This is a genomic window from Agrococcus sediminis (assembly GCF_007923295.1).
GTDB classification, from domain to species: domain Bacteria; phylum Actinomycetota; class Actinomycetes; order Actinomycetales; family Microbacteriaceae; genus Agrococcus; species Agrococcus sediminis.
Genome location: NZ_VOIR01000014.1, coordinates 62,583 through 86,781 on the forward strand (window position 1 = coordinate 62,583; position 24,199 = coordinate 86,781).

A 24,199-nucleotide genomic window follows, 5' to 3' on the forward strand; every position below is an offset into this window, starting at 1 on the left:
GATGGAGAAGATCAGCACGCTGACCGGGCCGATCATCCCGCTCGAGCGGTCGAACGTCGACACCGACCAGATCATCCCCGCCGTCTTCCTGAAGCGGGTCACGAAGACCGGCTACGACGACGCGCTCTTCCACTCGTGGCGGCAGGACCCGTCGTTCGTGCTCAACCAGGTGCCGTACCGCGACGGCGGCATCCTCGTCGTCGGCCACGACTTCGGCACCGGCTCGAGCCGCGAGCACGCGGTGTGGGCGCTGCGCGACTTCGGCATCACGGCTGTGCTCGGACCGCGCTTCGGCGAGATCTTCCGAGGCAACGCCGGCAAGCAGGGGCTGCTCGTCGGGCAGATCTCGGAGGAGTCGATGGAGGCCCTCTGGGCCGTCGCGAAGGCGAGCCCGGGCGCGACGGTCGACGTCGACCTCGAGGCGCGCACCGCGACCGCCGGCGGCGTCGCGCACGACTTCCAGATCGACGACTACACTCGCTGGCGCCTGCTCGAAGGCCTCGACGACATCGCGCTGACCCTCCGAGACGAGGACGCGATCTCCGCGTTCGAAGCCAAGCGCCCGTCGTGGATGCCCACGACGCAGCCTGTGAGCGAAGGAACCTGAGTGAACCTGACCGAGTTCAGCAAGAGCGCCGGCGCCGCCGTCGGGATGAACGTCGACCGCATCACGGTGCGCGGCGGCAAGCCCCTGCAGGGCCGCATCCAGATGAAGGGCGCGAAGAACCTCGTCACGAAGGCGATGGTCGCGGCGCTGCTCGGCGAGTCGCCGAGCGAGCTGCGCAGCGTGCCCGAGATCAGCGACGTGCGCGTCGTGCAGGGCCTCCTCGAGCTGCACGGCGTCAGCGTCGAGCGCGACGGCGACACGCTGCGCCTCGACCCGGCGAACGTGCGCACCGCGCACGAGACGTCGATCAACGCGCACGCCGGCTCCAGCCGCATCCCGATCCTCTTCTGCGGGCCGCTCCTGCACCAGCTGGGCGAGGCGTTCATCCCCGACCTCGGCGGCTGCCACATCGGCGACCGGCCGATCGACTTCCACCTCGAGGTGCTGCGCACCTTCGGCGCCGTCGTCGAGAAGCTGCCGAGCGGCATCCGCATGACCGCCCCGAACGGGCTGCACGGCGCGAAGATCGAGCTGCCGTACCCGTCGGTCGGCGCGACCGAGCAGGTGCTGCTGGGCGCGGTGCGCGCCCGCGGCCGCACCGAGCTGAAGAACGCGGCCGTCGAGCCCGAGATCCTCGACCTCATCGCGATCCTGCAGAAGATGGGCGCCGAGATCCAGGTCGACACCGACCGCACGATCCGCATCGAGGGCGTCGACCGCCTCGTCGGCTACAGCCACACCGCCCTGTTCGACCGCAACGAGACGGCCTCCTGGGCGTGCGCGGCGCTCGCGACCGGCGGCGACGTGTTCCTCGAGGGCGCTCGGCAGCCCGAGATGACGACGTTCCTCAACGTGTTCCGCAAGGCCGGCGGCGCGTTCGAGATCGAGGACGACGGCATCCGCTTCTGGCACCCGGGCGGCGACCTGAAGCCCGTCGTGGTCGAGACGGATGTGCACCCCGGCTTCATGACGGACTGGCAGCAGCCGCTCGTCGTGGCGCTGACGAAGGCGAACGGCATCTCGATCGTGCACGAGACCGTCTACGAGCAGCGCTTCGGGTTCACCGAGGCGCTGGTCGAGATGGGTGCGCGCATCCAGATCCACACCGACTGCCTCGGCAGCCACGCGTGCCGCTTCGGCGCCCGCAACTACCAGCACTCCGCCGTGATCGCGGGCCCCGTCGAGCTGCACGGCGCCGACGTCGTGGTGCCCGACCTGCGCGGCGGCTTCAGCCACCTCGTCGCGGCGCTCACGGCCGAGGGCACGAGCCGCATCTCCAACGTCGGGATCATCGCCCGCGGGTACGAGCGCTTCATCGAGAAGCTGGAGACCCTCGGCGCGGACTTCGACGTGGAGGGCTGATGGCGCTGCCCGGCATACCGCCGAAGTCGGAGCGCAGCCCCGTCTACCTCGGGCTCGCCGCGCTCGTCCTCCCGGCGGTCGCAGGCATGGCGAAGCTGCGCATCCGCGGGCACGAGCACGTGCCTGTCACGGGCGCGTTCGTGCTCTCGCCCAACCACTTCAGCGAGATCGACCCGGTGATCATGGCGGTCGCGGTGTGGAAGTCGGGCCGGGTGCCGCGCTTCATGGCGAAGGCGAGCCTGTTCGAGATCCCGGTGATCGGCAGCATCTTGCGTGCGGCCGGGCAGATCCCCGTCGAGCGCGCGGGCCGCTCGTCGCACGGCGAGCCGATGCAGGCGGCGCGCACCCTCGTGCGCGAGGAGCAGGGCGTCATCATCTACCCCGAGGGCTCGCTCACGCGCGAGCCGAACCTGTGGCCCATGCGCGGCAAGACGGGCGCGGTGCGCATGGCGCTCGAGGCCGGCGTGCCGCTCATCCCCGCCGCGCACTGGGGCACGCAGCACCTGCTGCCGCGCTACGGCAAGCGCCTCCACCCGTTCCCGCGCAAGCACATCGACATCCTCTTCGGACCGCCGGTCGACCTCAGCGACTTCGAGGGCCGCACCGACCAGGCGTCGATGACGGCCGCGACCGACCGCGTCATGGGCGCGATCGCGGGGCTGCTCGGCGAGCTGCGCGGCGAGCAGCCGCCGGCGGTGCGCTACGACCCGTCGCAGTACGGGCAGTCCGAGATCGGGCGCTTCGAGGCGGGGCCGGATGCGCCGGAGCACCCGGGCACGGACGACGAGCGGCGCACGGATGGTTGACGCCGCCGTCCTCGGCGCCGGCAGCTGGGGCACGACGTTCGCGAAGGCGCTCGCCGACGGCGGCGCCGAGACGGTGCTGTGGGCGCGGCGCCCCGAGGCGGCGCGCGAGATCGACGAGTCGCGCCGCAACACCCGCTACCTGCCGGGCATCACGCTGCCCGCCTCCCTGCACGCGACGAGCGACGTGCGCGAGGCGCTCGCCGACGCATCCCAGGTCTACCTCGCCGTGCCGAGCCAGCAGCTGCGACAGCTGCTGCGCGAGCACGGCGGCGCGGTCCGCGACGACGCGCCCGTCGTGAGCCTCATGAAGGGCGTCGAGGCGGGCACGCGGCTGCGGATGAGCGAGGTCATCGCCGAGGAGCTGCAGATCGACGCCGGCCGCATCGCGGTCGTCTCGGGGCCGAACCTCGCGCTCGAGATCGCGCAGGAGCACCCGACCGCCGCGGTCGTGGCCTCGTCGAGCCCGATGACGGCGCGCGAGGTGGCGAAGCGGGCGCGCAACGACTACTTCCACTCGTTCATCAACACCGACGTGATCGGCACCGAGTTCGGCGGCGTGCTGAAGAACCTCGTGGCGCTCGCGATCGGCATCGTCGACGGCGTCGGCTACGGCGAGAACACGAAGGCGTCGATCATCACGCGCGGCCTTGCCGAGGTGACCGACTTCGCGGTGGCGCACGGCGCCGAGCCGCAGACGATGAGCGGGCTGGCGGGCCTCGGCGACCTCATCGCCACGTGCGGCTCGCCCCTGTCGCGCAACTTCACCGCCGGGCGGCTGCTCGGCATGGGCTACTCGCGCACCGACGTGATCGCCCGCATGGAGCAGGTGGCCGAGGGCCTCGCCTCCGTCGACCCGGTCGCGCAGCTCGCGGCCGCGAAGGGCGTGCGGATGCCGATCCTCGAGCAGGTGCGGCTGGTGCTCGACGGCGCCATGGACCCGCGCGACATCGCCCCCCACCTGACGACCGACGACGAGCCGATCGAGGAGTGACGGTGCCCGAGACCCCCACGAAGACCCGCGTCGCGCTGCTGTTCGGCGGCCGCTCGAGCGAGCACAGCATCTCGTGCGCGACCGCCGGCAGCGTGCTGCGCCACCTCGACCGCGAGCGGTTCGAGCCGATCGTCGTCGGCATCGCGCCCGACGGCGCCTGGACGCTGTGGGACGGCGACCCGGCCGAGCTGACGCTCGAGGCGATGCCCGTCGTCGCCGACAACGGCACCCGCGTGCGGCTGCCGCAGGTCGCGGGGGAGCGCACCCTCACCGTCGAGGACGCCTCCGGCATCCGCACCGTGCCGGTCGACGTCGTCTTCCCGATCCTGCACGGCCCGTTCGGCGAGGACGGCACCGTGCAGGGCGCGCTCGAGCTGGCCGGGCTGCCGTACGTCGGCAACGGGGTGCTCGCGAGCGCCGTCGGCATGGACAAGCACTTCACCAAGACCGTGCTCGAGCACGCGGGCATCCGCGTCGCGCCGTGGATGACGATCTCGCGCGCCGACTGGGCGCGCGACCCCGACGCGGTGCGCGCGCGGCTCGGCGACTTCCCGATGCCGGTGTTCGTCAAGCCCGCCCGCGCGGGCTCCTCGGTGGGAGTGAGCCGCGTCGCCTCGGTGCTCGAGTTCGACCGCGCGATGGAGACGGCGCTCGCCGAGGACACGCGCGCGCTCGTCGAGGCCGGCGTCTCGGGGCGCGAGATCGAGCTGGGCGTGCTCGCGGGCCGCGCGGGCGCGATGCCGCGCGCGTCGCTGCCGGGCGAGATCGAGCTCGACGAGGGCCGCTTCTACGACTTCGACCTCAAGTACCGCGGCGGCGAGGGCGCCCGCGTCGTCTGCCCCGCCGAGGTCGACGACGAGACGCTCGCCGCCCTGCAGACGACGGCGATCCGAGCGTTCGAGGCGATCGAGGGCGCCGGACTCGCCCGCGTCGACTTCTTCGTCTCGCCCGAGCACGGCATCGTCGTCAACGAGATCAACACCATGCCCGGCTTCACGTCGATCTCGATGTTCCCGGTCGTCTGGGAGGCGACGGGCATCGCCTACGGCGACCTCATCACCGAGCTGATCGAGCTGGGGCTCCAGGAGCAGCGATAGCCGCCACCCTGCTCACCATCGGCCACGGCCGGCTCGACGGCGACGGGCTCCGCTCCCTGCTGGGCGGCGCCGGCGTCGAGCTGGTCGTCGACATCCGCCGCTTCCCGGGCAGCCGGGCCAACCCGGCGGCGTCGCGCGACGCGATCGAGGGCGAGCTGGCCGCGGGCGGGATCGGCTGGCGCTGGGAGGAGCGGCTGGGCGGCCGTCGGCGGCTGACGGCCGCGGAGGACGCAGCGTCGCCGGATGCGTGGTGGCGGGTCGCCGCGTTCCGCGCCTATGCGGCGTGGACGCGCTCCGACGACTTCGCGGCGGCCCTCGCCGAGGTGCTCGCCGAGGCCGAGGAGCGCCGCGTCGCGGTCATGTGCTCGGAGGCGGTGTGGTGGCGCTGCCACCGGCGCGTCGTCGCCGACGTCGCGGCGGTGCTGCACGGCGCCGAGCCGCTGCACCTCATGCACGACGGTTCGCTGCGCCCGCACCCGGTGAGCGAGTCGGCCGTCGCCGTCGACGGCGCCGTGCGCTGGCCCGCGGAGGCGGCCGGCTGACGCAGGCTGACGCAGTCCGGGTGCCTCAGAGGTGCACGAGCTCCGGCTCGCGCAGCCACCCGTCGATGCGGCCCTGCAGCCAGGCGACGACCATGGCGTTGAAGTGCTCGACGTCCTCGATGCTCCACACGTGGTGCACGCCGGGCGCGGTGCGCGTCTCCGCGTGGGGGACGGCCATCTGGATGCGGTCGAGGGAGGCGCGCATGACCGCGTGATCCTTCTCGCCGACGACCGCGAGCATCCGCCCCGAGTAGTCCCGCAGGTCCTGCGGCAACGCGCCGCTGAAGACCTCGTCGAGCATCGCCCGCGCGTTGTCGCGCCGGAGGGTGACGCCGTGCTCGACGAACGCCCTGCGCGCCTCCTTCGGCATGCCGTAGACGGCCGCCTGGGCGCGCCAGCTCCAGCGCATGCCCCACAGCGCGAGCTGCGCGCGAGCGGCGAGGCGGGTCTGGCGGGGGAGCGGCACGGCCGCCGCGCCGCTCACGAGCACCGAGCGCACGAGCTCCGGGTGGCGGGCGGCGAGGTGCAGCGCGACGGCACCGCCGAGCGACAGGCCGACGACGTCGACGCGCCGCTCGCCCGCGAGCGCGCGGATCCGCTCGGCGACGTCGTCGGCGGCGCCGGCGAGCCCCGGCCAGTCCTCGGCGGCGCGGGCGCCGAAGCCGGGCAGGTCGGGCGTGAGCGCGAGCCGGTCGGCGACCGCGGGCAGCTGCGGCTCCCACATCCAGTTCGCGACGTTGCCGCCGTGGATGAGCACGACGGGCGGATGCTCGCTGGGCGTGGCGGGCGGGTGGGCCTCGGGGAAGGCGGTCACGGCAGCTGCTCCTCGAGGGCGTCGAGCCAGTCGAGCTCGACCTGCACGTGCCGGAGGCCGTGGTCGAGCGTGGCGAAGCGGAGGTGCTCGGCGCGCGTGGCGGGCTCGGGCATGGCGTCGCGGATCGCCTCGAACTCGCCCTGGCGTGCGAGGGCGAGCGCGCGGCGCTGCTCGATGAGGGCGCTCAGCTCGTCGTCGTCGAGCGCATCGGCGAGGAAGACGCGAGCGAGGAACGCCTCGCGCTCGGGCTGGCGGTCGAGGTCGGAGCGCAGCCAGTCGTGGAGCGCCTCGCGGCCAGCGGGTGTGAGGTGGTGCTCAAGCCGGTCGGGCGTGTTGGTGCCGGGCACGACCGTGACGGTCGCGTGGCCGTCGTCGACGATCGTGCCGAGGGTGCGGTAGATCTGCGCCTTGTCGGCCGACCAGAAGTGGTTGACGGTGGTGTCGAAGTGCCGCTTCAGGTCGGCGCCGGTCATCGGGGTCAGGTCGAGCAGCCCGAGGATGATGCGGGAGAGGATCACGGCCTCAGTGGAGCAGACGCTAGTCGATCTGTCAACTAGCGAAGCTGCGGCAGGAGGCCGTGCGCGACGCACGGCGGCCCCTGCCGCTCGTCGCTCAGACGCCGTGCGGCTGCTCGGGGTCGTAGCCCTCCGCAGGGTTCTCCTTGGCGCTCTCGCCGATCGTCGGGTCGGGCTCCTCGACGTGCCGCTCCGCGCTCTGCTCGCCTTCGGTCTCGTCGACCACCGCCTCCTCGTGCGGGTCGGCGGACGTGTGGTCATCGTGCATGACGTGCCTCCTGTCTGCCCGGCGACGGTGCCGCGCAGCGCCGACGCTACTCGCGCCATGGCCGGGCGCGCCACGGCAGGGGCGGCGGGCGTCTCGCGCACCGCCGCCTCCTGGTCCCGTCGTCTCAGACGCCGACGTGCATGGCGTGGGCGGAGGCGCGCGCCGCGTCGATGCGCTCGGCGGCGAGCGCCTCGGCCGCGGCGAGCGGCGTGATGCCCCGCTCGCTCGCGCTCGCGAGCACGCCGCGCACGGTGTCGCCGATGCCGGTGAGGCGCTCGGCGATCGCGGGCCACTCCATGCCGTGCCCCATGCCCTCGAGGTGGATGACGCCGCCGGCGTTCACGACGAAGTCGGGCGCGTAGACGATGCCGCGCGCGGCGAGCCGCTCGGCGCCGGAGCGGTCGGCGAGCGGGTTGTTGGCGGGGCCGACGACGGCCCGCACGGGCAGCGCGTCGATCGTCTCGTCGGTGAGGATGCCGCCGAGGCCGGCGGGCACGAGCACGTCGGCGGGCGTCGTCAGCGCCGCCTCGGGCGCGATCCACTCGGCGCCGAGGTCGTGGGCGAGCTGGCGCTTGCGGTCGTCGATGTCGGTGACGAACAGGCGCGCGCCGTGCCCGGCGAGCATGCGCGCGAGGCGGCCGCCGACCTGGCCGAGGCCCGAGATCACGAACGAGCGCTCCTCGATGCGGTCGGAGCCGAAGGCGGCCTCGAGCGTCGGCGCGATCGCCGAGTAGACGCCGAGCGCGGTCGCGCCCGCGGGCTCGCCGGCGCCGCCGTTCTCAGCGGGGAGGCCCACGACGTGCGCGGTGCGCTCGCGCACGACGAGCATGTCGTGCTCGGTCGTGCCGACGTCCTCGGCGGTGCGGTAGCGACCGTCGAGCGCCTCGACGAGGTCGCCGAGGTCGAGGAGCGCGGCGCGGCGGCGCTCGGCGTCGAGCGTCGTGCCCATCGGCAGCGCGATCACCGACTTGCCGCCGCCCGCGTCGAGGCCGGCTGCCGCGTTCTTCAGCGTCATCGCGGCCGAGAGCCGCAGCGCGTCCGCCTGCCCGTCGGCCCACGTGGGGTAGGTCCACATCCGGCATCCGCCGAGCGCCGGGCCCAGCGCGCTCGAGTGCAGTGCGACGGTGATGACGAGTCCGCTGCGGGCGCCCATGGATGTCAGGACGCGCTCGTGCGTGAACTCAGGGATGGCGCTCATGGCGGCTCTCCTCATTGAGTGCATGCGCCGTGGATCCCACGGCGCTGTGGGGTGCCGCGGGTCGCGCGGCTGCCTCGATCATGGTGCGGATGCGCGCGGCGCGCAAGCAGGAGCCGCCCAGTTGCGCGCGCAGCGCAACGGCGCCGCAGGAAACCGCGTCGGATTGCGCACTTCGACCTGCCGGAGCGAGCGCCGCGCGGCGACGGTCAGGCGATGCGGAAGCCCTCGTCGCCGCGCGGCTCCGCCTCGGCGGCGTCGACCCGGTCGACACGGGCCGAGGGCGGGCCCTGCGCGAGCCACGCGTCCATCGCCCGCACCGCATCCGCCGTGCCCTCGACCTCCGCCTCGACCGTGCCGTCGACGCGGTTGCGCACGCTGCCGGCGACGCCGAGGCGCCGGGCCTCGTGCGCCGCCGCCATGCGGAAGCCGACGCCCTGCACGCTGCCGTGCACCACGAAGCGGCGGCGGATGCGGTCGGTCGCCGTCATGCCGCGCTCAGTGCTGGTCGCGGGGTGCGTTGTCCTCCGACCAGTGCGACTGCTCCTGCTCGAGCTCGACGCGCTCCTCGCCGTCGACCTGCTCGGGCTGCTCGGCGTCGGGGCCGGTCGGCCAGGCGTGGCTGGGCGCCTCGACGGGCGTGCCGTCGCCGTGCACGGGCTTGCCGGTCTTCGGGTCGATCGCGGCGCCGTCGTGGCCGGCTCCGGGCGGGAACTCGTTGTGGCGAGTGTCGAACGACGATGCCGAGCCGCTGTCGGCCGGCGGCGCCTCGTGGTACACGGGGTCGCCGTCGCGGGAGTCATAGTGCGGGTCGTTCTGGTTGTGGGTCATCGTCGCTCCTGACGCGCTGCGCCCTGCGCGCGATGCGCCCGCGGGGCTGGTGCGGCAGACGCTACGCCGCTCACCTGGGGGGAACAAGGGAGCCGCCCGCCCGCCGGTAGGCTGATCTGTCGTGGCACTCACGATCGGCATCGTCGGACTCCCCAACGTGGGCAAGTCGACCCTCTTCAACGCTCTCACCAAGAACACCGTGCTCGCGGCGAACTACCCGTTCGCGACGATCGAGCCGAACATCGGGGTGGTCGAGCTGCCGGACGAGCGCCTGACGCGCCTCGCCGAGATCTTCGGCTCGGCGCGCATCCTGCCCGCCGCCGTCTCGTTCGTCGACATCGCCGGCATCGTGAAGGGCGCGAGCGAGGGCGAGGGGCTCGGCAACCAGTTCCTCGCGAACATCCGCGAGGCCGACGCGATCGCACAGGTCGTGCGCGGCTTCGCCGACGGCGACGTCGTCCACGTCGAGGGCGCGGTCAACCCCGCCTCCGACATGGAGACGATCAACACCGAGCTCATCCTCGCCGACATGCAGACGCTCGAGAAGGCGATCCCGCGCCTCGAGAAGGAGGTCAAGGGCAAGAAGGTCGACCCCTCGGTGCTCGCGGCCGCCGTCGAGGCCAACGAGATCCTGAACTCGGGCCGCACCCTCCAGCAGGCAGGCTTCGACACGACGCCGATCAAGGAGCTGGGGCTGCTCACCGCGAAGCCGGTGCTCTTCGTCTTCAACGTCGACGAGGAGGTGCTGTCGGATGCGTCGAAGCGGGCCGAGCTCGAGGCCCTCGTCGCGCCGGCCAAGGCCGTCTTCCTCGACGCGAAGGTCGAGTCGGAGCTCGTCGACCTCGAGCCCGACGAGGCGCTCGAGCTGCTGCAGTCGCTCGGCCAGGAGGAGTCGGGCCTCGACCAGCTCGCCCGCATCGGCTTCGAGACGCTCGGCCTGCAGACCTACCTGACGGCAGGTCCCAAGGAGTCGCGCGCCTGGACGATCCGCAAGGGCTGGACCGCACCGCAGGCCGCCGGCGTCATCCACACCGACTTCGAGCGCGGCTTCATCAAGGCAGAGGTCGTCTCCTTCGCCGACCTCGACGCGGCCGGATCGATGGCCGACGCGAAGGCCGCGGGCCGCGTGCGCATCGAGGGCAAGGACTACGTGATGGCCGACGGCGACGTGGTGGAGTTCCGCTTCAACGTGTGAATCGACGCAAAACCGCAGGTCAGAGGGGGTCTGACCCCTCCCAGTCCGCACAGAGTCCGCAGAAATCTAGTGTGACGGGCTCGATCCGGCCGTTCGGAGGGCGGTCTCCCGACCCCGAGTGCTGCCAGTGACCCGCCCGTGAGGTGACTCTTGAGGCGGTGTGGCGCAGGGCCGGGATCGGACCTTAGGCGCGGGCGCTGCCTGAATTGGCGATGACCGTCGCGACGGTCATGGCGCTCATCGCCGGGGCTGCCAGCGGCGTCAGTCCAGATCTTGGTCCAGTTGGGCTCGTTCGTCCTCACGGACGGCGTCCCGTTCGTAGGACTCTGCAATGGCGCGCAGGATCCGTGCAGTTCGGGGCCAATGCACCTGGACCCCCAGACTCCATTGCTTGTACTGCTCAGCCAGCGTTCGCTCCTGGCTGCCGCCGTCGTAGACACCACGCCAGGTGACACCGCGGCTGTTCAGTCGGCCGGTGATTGCGCCGTTCTCGAGGTTGCGACTCCCGATCGACTCGATGAGATCTCGAACTGGAACTGGTGGCCAGATGCCGTCGGCGTCGACCGGCGCCTGAGCAAATGTTTGGCCAATCAATTCGTCACCGATGTCCGCTCGGTCGAGGTCGGATAGTTGCAGACGAGCCTGCTTGACCCACTCCTGCATCGCAGCTCGATCGAGTGTGCCGTCCTCCTGTCGTCCCGGGAAGCCGCGCCAACCGCGAAGGACCCACCAAGCGTGCTCGGTTAGCGGATTCGCGCTCTTGCTCTGACGGAGAGGCTCGTTTGCACCCCGGAACGTGCGTTGAACGAGATCAACGAACAAGGCAGGGTCGGAGGCGAGAGCCCGATTAAGGGCACGCGGCTCGCGGTTGTGCTCGAGGAGCCTGAAATAGCCGAACTCCAGAGATGCCAGGTCGGCAACCGACACGTCGGCTGCGGCTAGGTAGTCCAGCAATGTTCCCACGTAGTGGCCGGTCACCTGTGATATCCCCGCCCGAGCCGGGTCCTGAGTGATCGCCGCGCGCAAGACGGATAGGACCAGCGTTGCGCTCGGGAGATGCTTCTTCTGGTCCGCTGTCGGGTTGAAGATGCCGTGGCTCGCGACCGCAATCGCCGACCAAGCTCGTGCTCGCTCAAGGAGCAACTCGATAGCACTAGTGAGATCTTCATGGGGAACCACTTCGAAAGGTGCCTCGGACCAGAAGAGCTCGTCAGCGTCTGGGAAGTCGCGGAGAATCTCCCAGAACCGGCTCTCCGTCGGGACGTTGAGCACGAACCTTGTCAGGGCCTCGCTCCCCCCGTCGCCCCGTGCGAGTGCTCGCCTGAGATCAGCTGGTCCATCGACGGCGAGGTGGCTACGGACCCACGCTGCCGCGGCTTCCTGGAGCGCTGTGCTATCCGATGCCAGCCAATCCAACATGGTGTCGAGAGCATCAATCGGCTCGTAGGTTGACAGAGCCCAACCGACCTGCGTCGGAGCCTCAGCACGGGCCGCTACTGCGCCGAGCTGTTCCCATGCGTCGGGGCGGGCAAACAGAACGTCAAGTGCTTCACGCCGTTTGGCTTCCAGCGCTGTCCGGTAGTGCTCGTAGTCGCTCAGGTCGGCACCCGACAGGTCGGGGTGCCAACTGAAGAGGTATGCGAACCGGCGTAGGTCATCAGCAGGTTGGAGCAGTTCGGCCAGTTTGTGTAAGCGGGCGCGTCGCTCCGCCGGCATCGCCCAGTCCGCGTCCTGGAACCGCTCGTGCCGCGCTGATGTCTCTCGGACCTGTTCGAACAGGGCAAGTCGAACGTCTTCATCCAAGTCGCCGCGCGATGCTTCGTCCTCGAGGAACTCGATGATCCGATTCGCGTCGTCCGGGCCCACCGTGGACAACGCTTCCACAAGCCACGGCAGGGCGGTGCGATCTGCCGTGACCCATGCGAGTGCTCGGTCGACCAGGCTCGTCGCGAAAGCGAACCATTCGCTGTTCGGCATCCGGTCGCTGGGGGCTTTCCAGAGTTGATAGCGCGGCTCATTGGGCGGCGAGACCCAGGCATTGCTGTCGGGCCACAGCGCCTTGAGTAAAGCCCAACCTGTCGTCTCGCTCACGATCCGGCTGGCATCGAGCGCTTGGAGACGGGTTGCAAGATCTGCGCCAGTGTTCCGAATCCATCCGCAAAGGACGGTCGACATGCTTGCGAGGGGATTGTTACCCGAGTTCTTCGGCAAATCGTAGCGGCAGAGTTCGCTCAGGATCTGTGTTGCGCGGACGAGGTGGTCTGGCGACCAGCAGAGCACTTCCAAGGCCCACAACAGGTGATGCTGTTGACCCGACGGCCCCAGTGCCAGCGGATCGTCATTGGCCTGGAACATGCGGCCGACGGTCGGCTCGCTGGTTGCAAGGTCATCCTCCAGCGCCGAAAGGAAGGTGCCTGGAGCGGCCTCGGCAAGAAGCGGAAGCACGTCGGCGATCGCTCCCCAAGTGTGACCCTTGGAGCCGGCAGTGACCTGACGCAGAACGTCGCGCACAACCTGTTCGGCCACTGAAGAAGCGTGATTGGTGCCACCGGGGACTGATTCGATCGCTCCTGCCAGGGCGAGGCTGTCGGCGATGCCGCGCCGCAGGGCAGGGGAATAGGTTCGGCGCTGTCCCTTCATTTGAGCGGCGATCCGCTCGTGTGAATTGAGGCCTTCATAGGGATTTGGGTCCAGGAGAACGCTGGTTGCGATCTCTGCCCACCGCGATGCCAGATCTGATGACACCCGGTTGCCAAACTCGAGGAACGCCTCCTCCAAGGAAGTGAATACAAAGACATTCCGCACGTTCCGGATCGCCGGATCGGATCCGCGATTGGCGTCGGCGATAGCGCGCCGTAGGTCGACCAAGGGGATTGCGGCCAGCTCGCTCAGGACGTGCAGGTCCTCCGGTAGATCGGTCCAACGACTGGCCAGCATCAGTGCGGCGAGCGTGTCGGCCAGCGGTGGCCGAGACCACGTGGGCTGCTGCACGCGAGGTGAGCGCGAAAGGCGCCGCGCCAATGCGGGCATGCTCCGACGAGCAAGTACCGCGAGGCGATCGGCGTGGCGCCACTCGACGTCGCCTGCTCGGAAGGCCTCGGCCGCCTCGTTTCGGCCAACCCTCGGCAGGCGAATGTCGACGCTGCGGCGCACTGCAGAGCCGCTATCGACGATAGAGACGACATGCCTCCCGCTAGCAAGGGCGCGGGCTACGTCTGCATTGTCAAAGTCGGGCACCAAGATCCCGGGCCCTGGGAGTGCCACCATTCGATCCCAGACGCCCGTCGACCGGACGATTGTGACGGCGCCGGGCTCAGTCGAATCGTCGTCGTCGGGCGTAAGGCACGCATGCAAAAACCCCAGGGCGTCGGCGACCCACTCGGTCTGGATCGATGTAATCCTCGGCTCGTCACCAAGCAGGGAGCGCAGTCGCTGCGCCTCCTTAGCCCGGCCGGCGATGAAGAGCTTCGGCGGAAGAGCCGGTTCGGCCGCGGCGGAGAAGCGGTCCCACCATGTCTCCAGAGTCAGCGCGTCCCGGGGTCGAAGACCGAGAGTCTCCGAGATCCACAGGTGTGCGGCCGGCGCAACCTGTAGCCAAGCTTCGAGGTCATCCGCATCGAGGACGAGGACATCCTTGAAGAGATTCTCGGCTTGTCGCTCGGCGGCCCACGAGTCCTTGCCTTGCCATCGACGGACTGTCACGAAGGCGAAGGTGACATCTTGCGATGCCTCGCCCTTTCGTCCGTCGTAGTCCTTGGTGGCTTTGCGCTTGGAGTCCAGGTCGGTGCCGAACTCGAACCAGATCTGTCCGGCCGGCAGCAATTGCGTCTGCCGCTCGAGGGTCGCTACCCCGTCCTTGCCGGCCAGGGCAACCCCATCGCCTGTCCGGATTGAGATCTGGCCAGCCCCGGGGGTCTCGAACAACAGCCTACGCACCAACTCTGGAAGCCGATCCTGAGCTTCGCGAGCGTTGGTCTGGGGCCACAGCGCGAGCTGGCTTGCAGTCGCATATTCGGGACTTGCGGTTCGTCGTTCGGCAGCGAGACTCACGGCGGGTGCTCCACGCTGCGCTTTGAGGCGCTCCACATCGCTCGCACGGAACCTGTAAAACGACGTCCCCGGCACCCGCGCATCCGGGAGCAATCCCCGCTTGGCGTAGGCCCGCACGGTGTTCACGTGCACGGCCAATCGCCTGGCTGTCTCACGCACGTTCAGGAACTCAGAAGCAGCGCTATTCACACTAACAGCGTACCCGCATGTAGACTTTGTGTACTCGAAGGCTCCGGGCTTGGTGCAGAGAAGCGGAGGCGGAGGAGGGGACATGGATCGGGTCAACGACGCGATCGACCCGTCGTGGTGGGAGGACGTGCTGGCGGCGGCGTCGCTGGACGACCCCTATGAGCCGCCAGAGTTGCTGTCAACGCATCTCGAGCGGGCGGCTGCCGATCCGGCTGTCACGGGGCTTCACGAACTAGTGCTGCAGGTGTTGGCGATGGTGTCGTCGGCGATGTTGAACGCTGAGGACTGGTTGGAGCCGTTCACACCCGCGATGCAGTTCGGTGGCAAGCGGACGGTGGTACCGGCGGACTTGGATGCTGACCAGGTGGCGTTGCTGGCGCGTCTAGCTCCGCTGGTCGAACGTGATGATCTGCGGGCTCGGGTCGCTGATGTCGCCTGGGTCTACGGGGACCGGTCGGACATCGCGATGTTGGACCGAGCCATCGACGCCTACCGGGCCGCGCCGCTGACGGGCGATGTGTGGTTCAGCGGGGGGAAGGACGCGTGGGTTCGGGCCTTCGCGCTTGCAGCGCGGCGCGGCGCGGACGGCCAGGCCCGGGTTCAGGAAATGTCGGACGCGCTGAAGGCTCGGGTCTTGGCCGGCCAGGTGACGGACAACTTCAGAACTGTGGGGTTCGCGGAAACCTTGCGCCAGCACGGTCGTGTCGACACGGCCGGGCGCGCTGAGGTGCGCGAAACACTGTTCGCTCTCGCGGCAAAGGCGTCGTCGGCAACGCCACGCCTGTCACGCCACCTCGAGCGTGAGGCGCTCGCATGGCTTGGTGGTTCGGACGCGGCGGCGACGAACGCGGCGACCGAGCGCGTTGCGCGGACATACATCGCAGAAGCCGATTCCCGCATTCAGACGGACCCGAAGGCGGGCGCGCTGGTCGAGGGCCATTTCCTGGAGAAGGCCATCGCAGTCCTCCGAACCATCCCGCGCTCCTACCGGCTCGAGAACGGACTCGACGAGCTCATCGACGACCTCCGCACTCGGCTGCGTGAGAGCCGGGAGTCGTCGATGGAGCAGATGATGCGTATCCAGTCGGACCCGGTCGATCTGACTGACGCCGTGTCCTACGCACGGTCGCAAGTCTCGGGTCACGCGGACAAGTTCGACGCGCTCGCTGCATTCGCGACGCTCGCACCGCCGCTAGACGAAGCCAGCACGCGCGAGAACGCCGCGAAGATGCTGGAGGGCACCATCAGCCACATCTTCGGATCCTCTACCTTTTCCTCTGACTTCCGGAAGATCGCATCGAGGCCGGGGTCTTCTGGTCAGACCGATGACGACGCGGTGTGGGCCGAAATGGTCCGCACGGTGTTCTTTCACTCCCAATTGCTCGGAAAGGGCATCATCCAGCCTGCGCAAGAGGTCCTGACTACTGAGCACCGGTTCAGTCGGCAGTACATGGTGTCGCTGTGCGTGGAGTCGCCGACGGTGCCCGAGGGGCACGAGACGTTGTGGGGCGACGGGCTGGCGCTCGGCTTGGGCGGCAACTACGGCGCTGCGGTCTCTGTTCTGGTCCCGCAGTTGGAGCAGGTCGTGCGCGTCATGTTGAGGCGGCACGACGTGCACACGCTGTTCGTCGATGAGCACGGCGTGGAGAGTGAGAAGAGCTTGAACGCGCTTCTCGACATGACCGAGGCCGAGGAAATCTTTGGTGCAGGGATGGTCATGGAGATGAAGGCGATGCTGGTCGTCCAAGGTGGTCCGAACCTGCGCAACGACGTCGCGCACGGCCTTCTCGATGACAACTCGGCGTGGAGCTACTCGGCGCTCTACATGTGGTGGTTCTGTCTGCGGCTGGTGACGTGGCCGGTCATCGAGACGATGGACCGCGCTCGGACGCAGGCAGCAGAGCCCGGCGAAGGCTCAGTAGCAACCGGCCGAGCGGACACCGCGCCGGCGGCGCAGACTAAAGCCGACATCGAGGCGGGGGCGTTGGCGGAAGACCAGCACCACGAAGATTAGGTCGGTTCAGGCCAAGAAGTCCCCTGGTTGCCGGCGCACCCACGTTGGCACCAGCAGGTGCGACCTGAGCGGCCGAGTAACAGGACGACTGGATCCGCTGCCGCGGACGCGCGTCAATCCGCGCTGTGACGCACCGCCTGTTTGCTCGGGGAAGCTCGGCGAAATGCAGGTGCAATCCGAGATGTCGCTTGCTCACCCGGCCTGGAAGCGTCAGCGAGTGTCGCGACCGTCCCGCCGAGCGACGAGGCCATGATCGACTCCGCGGCCTTACGTGTGCGGTCCTCAGCGGTCGGCCAGAGGTGCGCGTAGGTGTTGAGCGTCGTAGTCGCCTTCGCGTGGCCCAGCGAGCGCTGCACGGTCACAACGTCGCACCCGGTCGCGATGAGACCAGAGGCGTAGAAGTGGCGGAGGTCGTGGAGCTTGATTCCTGACAGGCCGGCGTCGCGGAGCGTCTTCCGCCACCAGTAGCCGACGGTGTTCTGGTGCGGTGGGTCGTCGCTCTCCCCGGCGAAGAGCCACCGATCCGTGCCGGTGGTGCCGTGAGCGGCGACGTGTTCGGCGAGCACGTTGATGAGGCTGTCGGCGAGGTAGACGACGCGCTCTGATCCTTACTTCGGCGCTCGTACGTCGATCGTGCCGCCGTTGACGCGCTGGACCTGGCGGGAGACCTTGAGTGACTTGCGGAGGAAGTCAACGTCGCCGAGTTGGACCGCGGCGGCCTCACCCAGCCGCAGGCCGACGAAGGCACAGAGGGCGATGAACGGCTGGAACCGCTCGTCAGCCACGGCCATCAGCTGCCCGACCTCTTCCGGAGTAGGGATCGACATGGCCACGTCCGCGCGACGGCCACGAGGTAGCCGTACGCCGTCGGTCGGGTCGGAGCCGATCACCCGATCCTTCACCGCGGCGCGGAACACCGACCGGACGTTGACGTACCGCGTCTTAATCGTGCCGGCGGCGAGTCCGGCGGCGTTCATCTGCTTGATGCGTACGGGCGGATCGACGATGCGCCCTCGCCCGGGCATTCACCTTGGTCATTTGGATTTGCGGCCACGGTAGTTGCTGGTACTTTGGTACCCAAGAAGGAGGGCAGCCCTATGGCTACCGCTACCGCGCCGATCAAGGTCGACGCCGCTACTGACGAACTCGTGTCGCACGCAGCTCACTTCATGTCCCGATCGAAGAAGGACATCGTCGACGCTGCTGTCCGCGAGTACATCGACGCGCACCGCGAGGAAATCAACGCGGGCATCAAGGCTGCACTCGGTCAGCTCAACGGCACCGACGCCGCTGCCGTGTCGCTCATGACCGGCCTCAGCAGCGAAGAGCTCGACGACCTCGGCGGACTACCGCAGTAACCGACGCATCGCCTTCCGCCGGACCGTCGGACCTGGCCGCTAGATTCGCCCCATGGTCTCGGAACCGATCGGCGTGCGCCCCACGAGGCGCTGCCTCGGTGATCTGGGAGTTGAACTGCCAGACCTCGGAGTCCGCTTGGAAGAGATCGATGAGCCGGTCATCGTGAGCGCCCAGGTGGTCCCTGAACAGCGGGACGCAGGCGGCGCGGAGCGCGTCGTCGCGCTCACCGACCGCGTCTGGTTCAAGGTCAAGACCAGTGACCATCGCGCTGCCGTGACCGAGCTCCGCGGCACTGATCTCCCGGACTGGGTGCGCCCGAGCCGAGGGGCTTGGTGGATCGGCGTCGCTGGCCGGCGCCAAGCGGACAGTCCCCAGCGCGACTTCTACGCCGCGCTGCAGCGAGAGTGCACGACGGGAAGGACCGTCTCCTCGGATCACCTGCTCCCGGCCGATTGGGACTGGCAGCGCCTCGCTGCAGAACAGGCCGTCGCGTGGCGGCGCGAGATGAAGAACATGGTCATCCGGCTCATCGCGATGTCGCTAAAGAGCGGCCATCTCGCCGTAGCCGAGTTCCGGAACCATCGGATCAAGGCGCTCGTCCGGGCAGAGAACGACCACGAGGCCTACCTCGCGATCATTGCCGAAGGAGTGCCGGACCCGCAGATGTTCGCATTGCTTCTTGACTGCGTCCCCGGAGTTGCGCCTGAAGACTGGCAGCCCGAACCGTCGCCCCTGGCGGAGATGAACCCTGGCTCGGGCGAGATCATCTGGTCGACGCTCTTCCCGTCCGAGGTCGCCAACGAGATCCTCGACCTAGACTGCGATGACTGAGGCCCAGCGGTCCGCAAATAGTCCGCAAGAAGTCCCGCCAAGACCGACTCTCGCCAACGACGCCCAACGGTCCCACGAGCGCGTTTCCGCAGGTCAGACCGCATTTTCCGGCCCCAACCAACCGTGACCGTCAACACCCGAAACCAGGGGTTATCGTTCCGCTTCAACGTGTGGCCGAGCGCGGCGACGGCACGGCATGCCCCAGCCGCTCGGGCCGGCGACAGCGAGGCTCTCTCACCGCACCTGAACCTCATATCCAGGAACCGCCCAGCCCTGCCCTGGCAATGTGTACCCCGGCACTCCTGGGGCGGGAAACGTCTTGGATGAAGGCCCAGCGACAGCCCCTCCGCTTCGGCGTGAGGGGCTTCCACCTTGTAGGGGCGCTTCCCGGTTGGCTTCCTCCAGCCCGGCACGCCAGTCTTGACCCATGTCGAACCCGACCGCCGCGATGCTCGTGATCGGCGACGAGATCCTGTCAGGGCGCACTCGCGAGGCGAACGCCTATCACCTCGCCGGACGGCTCGGGCAGGTCGGCATCGACCTGCGCGAGATCCGCGTCGTGCCCGACGACCACCGGGTGATCGTCGACGCGCTCGACGAGCTGCGGGCGGCGCACACGCACGTCTTCACCTCCGGCGGCATCGGCCCGACCCATGACGACATCACCGCGGATGCCGTGGCCGATGCCTTCGGCGTGGGCATCGAGGTGCGCGACGATGCTCGCGAGCACCTGCAGGCGGCCGTCGGCGCCGGGAGGACGCTGACGCCCGAGCACCTGCGCATGGCGCGCATCCCGCACGGCGCTGCGCTGATCGCCAATCGCATCAGCGGCGCGCCAGGCTTCAGCATCGGCAACGTGCACGTGATGGCCGGCGTGCCAGCAATCTTCGTCGCCATGCTCGACGACCTCCTGCCGGGCCTCGAGGCGGGCTCGCCGGTGGTCTCGAGCGAGCTGCGCTTCGACGTCGGCGAGGGCCGGATCGCCGCTCCGCTGCGCGAGCTCGCGGCCGAGATGCCCGCCCTCAGCATCGGCTCCTACCCGTTCCACGACGCCGGCGTCCACGGCACGAACATCGTCGTGCGAGGAACCGACCCGGCACTCGTGCGGGAGGCGATGGAGCGGCTGCGCGCCATCCACGACGCGGTGGGCTGAGCGTCGTGCTCGTCGTCGCAGTGCACTGAGAGACTGCTCAGCGGTCTCGCGGGCGCCTCGCGAGAGACTGGCCGGATGGATGCAGTGGGGGAGTCGGGCCTGGACCGCGTGAGGGTCCGAGGGGCCCGCGAGCACAACCTGCGGAGCGTCGACCTCGACATCCCGCGCGACGCGCTCGTGGCGTTCACGGGGATCTCCGGCTCCGGCAAGAGCTCGCTCGCGTTCGGCACGATCTACGCCGAGTCGCAGCGTCGCTACTTCGAGTCGGTCGCGCCCTACGCGCGGCGCCTCATGAGCCAGGTCGGGGTGCCCGACGTCGACGCGATCCACGGACTGCCGCCGGCCGTCGCACTCCCGCAGCAGCGCTCGGGCGGCTCGGCGCGCTCGACGGTGGGCAGCGCGACGACGATCGCCAACGTCGTGCGCATGCTGTACTCGCGGGTCGGCACCTACCCGGCAGGCGCACCGATGCTCTACGCGGAGGACTTCTCCACCAACACCGTGCAGGGCGCGTGCCCGACGTGCCACGGGCTCGGCCAGGTGCACGACGTCCCCGAGGCGCTCATGGTGCCGGACGACTCGCTGACGATCCGCGAGGGCGCGCTCGCGGCCTGGCCCACCGCGTGGCACGGCAAGCAGCTGCGCGACAGCCTCATCTCGCTCGGCTACGACATCGACGTGCCGTGGCGCGAGCTGCCGCGCGAGCAGCGCGAGTGGGCGCTCTTCACCGACGAGTCGCCGCAGGTGCCGATCTACACCGACCGTGGCCCGGCGGAGGTGCGGAAGGCGATCGCCGCCGGCGTCGAGCCGCGCTACATGAGCACGTTCCTGGGCGTGCGCCGCTACGTGCTGAGCACCTTCGCCGGCTCGAAGAGCGCACGGATGCGCGAGCGCGCGGCGTCGTTCATGGTGAGCGTCCCGTGCCCGGAGTGCGGTGGCCGCCGCTTGAAGGGCGAGGCGCTCGCGGTCACGTTCGAGGGGCTCGCCATCACCGAGCTCGCCGCGATGCCGCTCGACGAGGTCGCGGCGCTCCTCCAGCACGTGCTCGAGCCCGACTGGCGGCCGCGCGGCGGAGCCGGCGACGAGCACCCCGAGCAGCTGCTCGCCGCACGGCGCCTCGTGACCGACCTGCTCGCGCGCCTCGCGCCCATCATCGACCTCGGGCTCGGCTCGCTCTCGCTCGACCGCACCACCGCATCCCTCTCCTCCGGCGAGCTGCAGCGCATGCGGCTCGCGACCCAGGTGCTCTCGCAGCTCTTCGGCGTCGTGTTCGTGCTCGACGAGCCCTCGGCCGGGCTGCACCCCGCCGACACGGAGTCGCTGCTGCGCATCCTGCGGCGGCTGCGCGACACGGGCAACTCCGTGTTCTTCGTCGAGCACTCGCTCGACGTCATCCGCGAGGCCGACTGGGTCGTGGACATCGGTCCCGGCGCGGGCTCCGAGGGCGGCTCGGTCGTCTACTCGGGGCCGCTCGACGGGCTGCGGGAGGCGGGCGACTCGGTCACACGCCGCTACCTATTCGACGCGCCGTCGCCGCGCCGCGAGCGGCGCGAGCGCCGGACTGGCGACGGCGTGCTCGAGCTGCAGGGCGTCTCCCGGCACAACGTGCGCGACCTCTCGGTCCGGTTCCCGCTCGGCGCGCTCACCGCCGTCACCGGGGTCTCCGGCTCGGGGAAGTCGACGCTCGTGGTGCAGGCGCTGCCCGAGCTGCTGCGCGCGAGCCTCGCGAGCGAGGTCGACGACGCGGCTGTCGATGAGGACACTCCCGGCGCCGACCCGCTCGCGCAGCGCGCGGAGGCGGAGACCGCCGGACGGGCACATGGCCCAGCCGGCCGCCTACGGCGCGTCGTGCAGGTGAGCCAGCGACCCATCGGCCGCACCTCGCGCTCGAACGTCGCAACCTACACGGGCCTCTTCGACCGCGTGCGCGCGCTGTTCGCCGCGACGCCCGAGGCCAGGCGGCGCCGCTACGCGCCGAGCCGGTTCTCGTTCAACCTGCCCGCAGGGCGCTGCCCGACCTGCAAGGGGGAGGGCACGATGGAGGTCGAGCTGCTCTTCCTGCCGACCGTGCACGCGCCGTGCACGACGTGCGGCGGGCGCCGGTACAACGCCGAGACGCTCGAGATCGAGCTCGACGGCCGCTCGATCGCCGACGTCCTCGCGATGAGCGTGCGCGACGCCCGCGCGTCCTTCACCGACGACGCCGAGGTCAACCGGCACCTCGACGCGCTGCTCGACGTCGGCCTCGGCTACGTCGCGCTCGGCCAGCCGGCGCCCCAGCTCTCCGGCGGGGAGGCGCAGCGCGTCAAGCTCGCCGCCGAGCTGCAGCGCGGGCAGCGCGACGACACGCTGTACCTGCTCGACGAGCCGACCTCCGGGCTGCACGCCGCTGACGCCGACCGGCTGCTCGCCCACCTCCAGCACCTCGTCGACGGCGGCAGCACCGTCGTCATGGTCGAGCACGACATGCGCATCGTCGCCGAGGCCGACTGGGTGATCGACCTCGGCCCGGGGTCGGGGGATGCGGGCGGCCGGGTGGTCGCGGAGGGCACGCCCGAGCAGCTGGCGGCGAGCCCCTCGAGCCGCACCGCCCCGTACCTCGCGGCGGCGCTGGGGTGAGCGCAGCGCGGTAGCCCACGCGGCCGAGCATGGTCGCGCGTGCCTGCGCTACCGAGCGCAGTCGATGCAGGTCGTGGCCTGCGGCCGCGCCTCGAGCCGTTCGGGCGCGATGGGCCGGCCGCACACGCTGCACGTCGCATCCTCGCCGCGCGCGAGCCGCTCGGCCGCCTCGTCGATCGCCGCGAGCGCCGCGACCTCCGCCTGCCGCAGCCCCTCGAGCCGCGACCACTCCGACGAGAGCGAGACGCCGTCGGGGTCGTGCTCGTCGTCGTCGTGCAGGCGCTCGCGCAGCGCCCGCAGGTCGGCGAGCTGCTGGTCGAGCTCGGCGAGGTTCGCGAGCACCTCGTCCCGCCGCTGCGCGATCCGCGCCGCCCTCGAGTCGCTCATGCCGCCACGGTAGCCCCAGGCCGGTGCGCCAGACTGGCGGGCACGCGCAGGGAGGAGCCGCATGGACGCCGACGTCATCGTGATCGGAGCAGGGCTGGCCGGGCTGCGCAGCGCCCGGCACCTCGAGCAGGCGGGCCTCGCGGTCGTCGTGGTCGAGGCGGCGGATGCGGTGGGCGGCCGGGTGCGCACCGACGTCGTCGACGGGTTCCGGTGCGACCGCGGCTTCCAGGTGCTGAACCCCGCCTACCCGGCGGTCGCGCGCTGGATCGACGTGGCAGCGCTGCAGCTGCAGGACTTCGGCGTGGGCGCGATCGTCCGCACGGGCGCGACGACCACGACCCTCGCCCATCCGCTGCGGCATCCGCGGCACGCGCTGCGCACGATCACGAGCGGCCTGCTGCCGGTGCCCGACCTGCTGGCGCTCGCGCGGTGGCTCGGGCCGACCCTGCTCGACGCCCGCGCCGCCACCCGCGCGACGAGCGACGAGACGCTGCGCGCCTCGCTCGACGCCGCGGGGCTCACGGGGCGGCTGCGGCGCGACGTGCTCGACACCTTCCTGGCCGGCGTGCTCGCCGACAGCAGCGGCGACGCATCCGCCAACTACGTGCGGCTGCTGCTGCGCTCTTTCGCGCTCGGTGCGCCCGGGCTGCCGCGGGAGGGCATGCAGGCGATGCCCGAGCAGCTGGCGGCGGGGCTGCGCGAGCCCGTGCGGCTCGGCACCGCCGCGCGCGAGGTGCGCGACGTCGCCGACGGCGTCGAGGTGACGACCGACGGAGGAGCGCTGCGCGCGCGTGCCGCGGTCGTCGCGGTCGGGCCGCAGCACGTCGCCGACCTCACGCCGCTGCGCGCACCCGAGACGCATGGGCTGACGACGTGGTGGTTCCGCGCGACGGGTGAGCCTCGCACGGGGCCGTTCCTGCTGCTCGACGCATCGCGGCCCGGCGGCGGCCCGGCCGGTCCGGTCTGGAACACGGCGGTCATCTCCGAGGCCGCGCCGTCGTACGCGCCGCCCGGGCAGCACCTCGTGCAAGCGACGACCCTGCTCGGCGAGCCCGACGGGCACGCAGGCGAGCACGAGGTGCGCCGGGATCTCGCCCGCCTCTACGGCACCGCGACCGCGCGGTGGGAGGTGCTCGCGCACCACGTCGTGCACCACACCCTGCCCGCGCAGGCGCCCGGGCCCATCCGCCGCGGCCCGATCTGGACGGGGGAGCGGGTGCTCGTTACCGGCGACCACCGCGAGACCGCGTCGATCCAGGGTGCGCTCGTCGCCGGCGAGCACGCCGGCGCGGCGGTGGCGGCGCGGCTCGCCGGCTGACTGCCACCGGGCGTGAAGTGGACCGGCCCGGCCGTCCTACGCTGGGCGGACGAGCG

General features: G+C 70.5%; 22 protein-coding genes and 1 pseudogene. 13 read left to right on the top strand and 10 right to left on the bottom strand.

Translation table 11 applies throughout. The features are described from left to right. The first annotated feature begins 1 nt into the window (after position 1). The 6 genes from leuD to FQ330_RS07910 are packed head-to-tail and all read left to right on the top strand — an operon-like array spanning position 2 to position 5,405. Positions 2 to 607 carry a 3-isopropylmalate dehydratase small subunit gene (gene leuD, locus FQ330_RS07885; protein ID WP_146356563.1) on the top strand — a complete coding sequence of 202 codons (606 nt, stop codon included), beginning with the start codon at positions 2 to 4 and terminating at the stop codon, positions 605 to 607. A 45-nt stretch (positions 608 to 652) separates the two neighbouring features. Beyond that, positions 653 to 1,969 (top strand): UDP-N-acetylglucosamine 1-carboxyvinyltransferase, encoded by a 1,317-nt coding sequence (murA, locus tag FQ330_RS07890; RefSeq protein WP_128188886.1) that lies wholly within the window; start codon positions 653 to 655, stop codon positions 1,967 to 1,969. Next, positions 1,969 to 2,775 (top strand): lysophospholipid acyltransferase family protein, encoded by an 807-nt coding sequence (locus tag FQ330_RS07895; protein ID WP_146356565.1) that lies wholly within the window; start codon positions 1,969 to 1,971, stop codon positions 2,773 to 2,775. The genes murA and FQ330_RS07895 overlap by 1 nt, the downstream gene beginning before the upstream one ends. Then, the gene (locus tag FQ330_RS07900) at positions 2,768 to 3,766 is read left to right on the top strand and encodes an NAD(P)H-dependent glycerol-3-phosphate dehydrogenase (protein WP_146356567.1); all 999 of its coding nucleotides are present in this window, start codon (positions 2,768 to 2,770) and stop codon (positions 3,764 to 3,766) included. The genes FQ330_RS07895 and FQ330_RS07900 overlap by 8 nt, the downstream gene beginning before the upstream one ends. A 2-nt stretch (positions 3,767 to 3,768) precedes the next feature. Beyond that, positions 3,769 to 4,863 carry a D-alanine--D-alanine ligase family protein gene (locus FQ330_RS07905; protein WP_146356569.1) on the top strand — a complete coding sequence of 365 codons (1,095 nt, stop codon included), beginning with the start codon at positions 3,769 to 3,771 and terminating at the stop codon, positions 4,861 to 4,863. A 59-nt stretch (positions 4,864 to 4,922) separates the two neighbouring features. After that, the gene (locus FQ330_RS07910) at positions 4,923 to 5,405 is read left to right on the top strand and encodes a DUF488 domain-containing protein (protein WP_225792788.1); all 483 of its coding nucleotides are present in this window, start codon (positions 4,923 to 4,925) and stop codon (positions 5,403 to 5,405) included. A gap of 25 nt (positions 5,406 to 5,430) precedes the next feature. Here FQ330_RS07910 and FQ330_RS07915 read toward each other — a convergent pair whose 3' ends face one another. From FQ330_RS07915 to FQ330_RS07935, 6 genes are all read right to left on the bottom strand, one after another. Next, complete coding sequence (locus tag FQ330_RS07915) at positions 5,431 to 6,219, bottom strand: alpha/beta fold hydrolase (RefSeq protein WP_146356571.1); 789 nt, start codon at positions 6,217 to 6,219, stop codon at positions 5,431 to 5,433. Further along, on the bottom strand, positions 6,216 to 6,737 hold the full coding sequence (locus tag FQ330_RS07920; RefSeq protein WP_146356573.1) for a PadR family transcriptional regulator: 522 nt from the start codon (positions 6,735 to 6,737) through the stop codon (positions 6,216 to 6,218). Before FQ330_RS07920 ends, FQ330_RS07915 begins: the two co-directional genes overlap by 4 nt. A 94-nt stretch (positions 6,738 to 6,831) precedes the next feature. After that, positions 6,832 to 7,002, bottom strand: coding sequence for a hypothetical protein (locus FQ330_RS13305; protein ID WP_192575881.1), 171 nt, complete (start codon positions 7,000 to 7,002; stop codon positions 6,832 to 6,834). Between the two features lie 124 nt (positions 7,003 to 7,126). Beyond that, entirely contained in the window at positions 7,127 to 8,200 is a 1,074-nt protein-coding gene (locus tag FQ330_RS07925; RefSeq protein ID WP_146356575.1) for a Glu/Leu/Phe/Val dehydrogenase dimerization domain-containing protein, read from the bottom strand. Between the two features lie 206 nt (positions 8,201 to 8,406). Beyond that, the gene (locus tag FQ330_RS07930) at positions 8,407 to 8,688 is read right to left on the bottom strand and encodes an acylphosphatase (protein WP_146356577.1); all 282 of its coding nucleotides are present in this window, start codon (positions 8,686 to 8,688) and stop codon (positions 8,407 to 8,409) included. A gap of 7 nt (positions 8,689 to 8,695) precedes the next feature. Beyond that, positions 8,696 to 9,028, bottom strand: coding sequence for a hypothetical protein (locus FQ330_RS07935; RefSeq protein WP_146356579.1), 333 nt, complete (start codon positions 9,026 to 9,028; stop codon positions 8,696 to 8,698). Positions 9,029 to 9,149: 121 nt separating this feature from the next. On the opposite strand from FQ330_RS07935, the gene ychF reads away from it, so the two are divergent. Beyond that, positions 9,150 to 10,223 (top strand): redox-regulated ATPase YchF, encoded by a 1,074-nt coding sequence (ychF, locus tag FQ330_RS07940; protein WP_146356581.1) that lies wholly within the window; start codon positions 9,150 to 9,152, stop codon positions 10,221 to 10,223. 261 nt (positions 10,224 to 10,484) lie between these two features. On the opposite strand, the gene FQ330_RS07945 is transcribed toward ychF, so the two are convergent. Continuing rightward, positions 10,485 to 14,546 carry a helix-turn-helix domain-containing protein gene (locus FQ330_RS07945; RefSeq protein WP_146356583.1) on the bottom strand — a complete coding sequence of 1,354 codons (4,062 nt, stop codon included), beginning with the start codon at positions 14,544 to 14,546 and terminating at the stop codon, positions 10,485 to 10,487. Between FQ330_RS07945 and FQ330_RS07950 the strand changes: the two genes are divergently transcribed. Beyond that, entirely contained in the window at positions 14,545 to 16,476 is a 1,932-nt protein-coding gene (locus FQ330_RS07950; RefSeq protein ID WP_146356585.1) for a DUF4209 domain-containing protein, read from the top strand. The two genes, FQ330_RS07945 and FQ330_RS07950, sit on opposite strands and share 2 nt — an antisense overlap. Before the next feature lie 113 nt (positions 16,477 to 16,589). Here the strand turns inward: FQ330_RS07950 and FQ330_RS13560 are convergent. Together FQ330_RS13560 and FQ330_RS13565 are read right to left on the bottom strand one after the other, a co-directional pair. Then, a pseudogene (locus tag FQ330_RS13560) lies at positions 16,590 to 17,069 on the bottom strand (tyrosine-type recombinase/integrase); the annotation flags it as partial. A gap of 15 nt (positions 17,070 to 17,084) precedes the next feature. After that, positions 17,085 to 17,501 (bottom strand): tyrosine-type recombinase/integrase, encoded by a 417-nt coding sequence (locus FQ330_RS13565; protein WP_225792754.1) that lies wholly within the window; start codon positions 17,499 to 17,501, stop codon positions 17,085 to 17,087. Positions 17,502 to 17,573: 72 nt separating this feature from the next. On the opposite strand from FQ330_RS13565, the gene FQ330_RS07960 reads away from it, so the two are divergent. The 4 genes from FQ330_RS07960 to FQ330_RS07975 all read left to right on the top strand — a co-directional run bounded on the left by FQ330_RS07960 (position 17,574) and on the right by FQ330_RS07975 (position 22,438). After that, on the top strand, positions 17,574 to 17,834 hold the full coding sequence (locus FQ330_RS07960; RefSeq protein WP_146356587.1) for a hypothetical protein: 261 nt from the start codon (positions 17,574 to 17,576) through the stop codon (positions 17,832 to 17,834). Positions 17,835 to 17,970: 136 nt separating this feature from the next. Then, on the top strand, positions 17,971 to 18,666 hold the full coding sequence (locus FQ330_RS07965) for a hypothetical protein (protein ID WP_225792755.1): 696 nt from the start codon (positions 17,971 to 17,973) through the stop codon (positions 18,664 to 18,666). A 427-nt stretch (positions 18,667 to 19,093) separates the two neighbouring features. After that, positions 19,094 to 19,819 carry a competence/damage-inducible protein A gene (locus FQ330_RS07970; protein WP_146356591.1) on the top strand — a complete coding sequence of 242 codons (726 nt, stop codon included), beginning with the start codon at positions 19,094 to 19,096 and terminating at the stop codon, positions 19,817 to 19,819. A 75-nt stretch (positions 19,820 to 19,894) separates the two neighbouring features. After that, complete coding sequence (locus tag FQ330_RS07975) at positions 19,895 to 22,438, top strand: excinuclease ABC subunit UvrA (RefSeq protein WP_146356593.1); 2,544 nt, start codon at positions 19,895 to 19,897, stop codon at positions 22,436 to 22,438. A 48-nt stretch (positions 22,439 to 22,486) separates the two neighbouring features. Here the strand turns inward: FQ330_RS07975 and FQ330_RS07980 are convergent, their stop codons facing one another. After that, positions 22,487 to 22,825, bottom strand: a complete 339-nt coding sequence (locus FQ330_RS07980; protein WP_128188855.1) for a TraR/DksA family transcriptional regulator — start codon at positions 22,823 to 22,825, stop codon at positions 22,487 to 22,489. A 61-nt stretch (positions 22,826 to 22,886) separates the two neighbouring features. Between FQ330_RS07980 and FQ330_RS07985 the strand changes: the two genes are divergently transcribed. Continuing rightward, positions 22,887 to 24,143 carry an FAD-dependent oxidoreductase gene (locus FQ330_RS07985; RefSeq protein WP_146356595.1) on the top strand — a complete coding sequence of 419 codons (1,257 nt, stop codon included), beginning with the start codon at positions 22,887 to 22,889 and terminating at the stop codon, positions 24,141 to 24,143. The last annotated feature ends 56 nt before the right edge of the window (positions 24,144 to 24,199 follow it).

Excerpts from the sequence above, each read along its gene's own strand:
- FQ330_RS07980 (WP_128188855.1), bottom strand. The coding sequence starts at position 22,825 with ATGAGCGACTCGAGGGCGGCGCGGATCGCGCAGCGGCGGGACGAGGTG.
- FQ330_RS07970 (WP_146356591.1), top strand. The coding sequence starts at position 19,094 with ATGTCGAACCCGACCGCCGCGATGCTCGTGATCGGCGACGAGATCCTG.
- leuD (WP_146356563.1), top strand. The coding sequence starts at position 2 with ATGGAGAAGATCAGCACGCTGACCGGGCCGATCATCCCGCTCGAGCGG.
- FQ330_RS07930 (WP_146356577.1), bottom strand. The coding sequence starts at position 8,688 with ATGACGGCGACCGACCGCATCCGCCGCCGCTTCGTGGTGCACGGCAGC.
- FQ330_RS07985 (WP_146356595.1), top strand. The coding sequence starts at position 22,887 with ATGGACGCCGACGTCATCGTGATCGGAGCAGGGCTGGCCGGGCTGCGC.
- FQ330_RS13565 (WP_225792754.1), bottom strand. The coding sequence starts at position 17,501 with ATGCCCGGGCGAGGGCGCATCGTCGATCCGCCCGTACGCATCAAGCAG.
- FQ330_RS13305 (WP_192575881.1), bottom strand. The coding sequence starts at position 7,002 with ATGCACGATGACCACACGTCCGCCGACCCGCACGAGGAGGCGGTGGTC.
- murA (WP_128188886.1), top strand. The coding sequence starts at position 653 with ATGAACGTCGACCGCATCACGGTGCGCGGCGGCAAGCCCCTGCAGGGC.
- FQ330_RS07960 (WP_146356587.1), top strand. The coding sequence starts at position 17,574 with ATGGCTACCGCTACCGCGCCGATCAAGGTCGACGCCGCTACTGACGAA.
- FQ330_RS07900 (WP_146356567.1), top strand. The coding sequence starts at position 2,768 with ATGGTTGACGCCGCCGTCCTCGGCGCCGGCAGCTGGGGCACGACGTTC.
- FQ330_RS07935 (WP_146356579.1), bottom strand. The coding sequence starts at position 9,028 with ATGACCCACAACCAGAACGACCCGCACTATGACTCCCGCGACGGCGAC.
- FQ330_RS07925 (WP_146356575.1), bottom strand. The coding sequence starts at position 8,200 with ATGAGCGCCATCCCTGAGTTCACGCACGAGCGCGTCCTGACATCCATG.
- FQ330_RS07975 (WP_146356593.1), top strand. The coding sequence starts at position 19,895 with ATGGATGCAGTGGGGGAGTCGGGCCTGGACCGCGTGAGGGTCCGAGGG.
- FQ330_RS07895 (WP_146356565.1), top strand. The coding sequence starts at position 1,969 with ATGGCGCTGCCCGGCATACCGCCGAAGTCGGAGCGCAGCCCCGTCTAC.
- FQ330_RS07945 (WP_146356583.1), bottom strand. The coding sequence starts at position 14,546 with ATGTCCCCTCCTCCGCCTCCGCTTCTCTGCACCAAGCCCGGAGCCTTC.
- FQ330_RS07950 (WP_146356585.1), top strand. The coding sequence starts at position 14,545 with ATGGATCGGGTCAACGACGCGATCGACCCGTCGTGGTGGGAGGACGTG.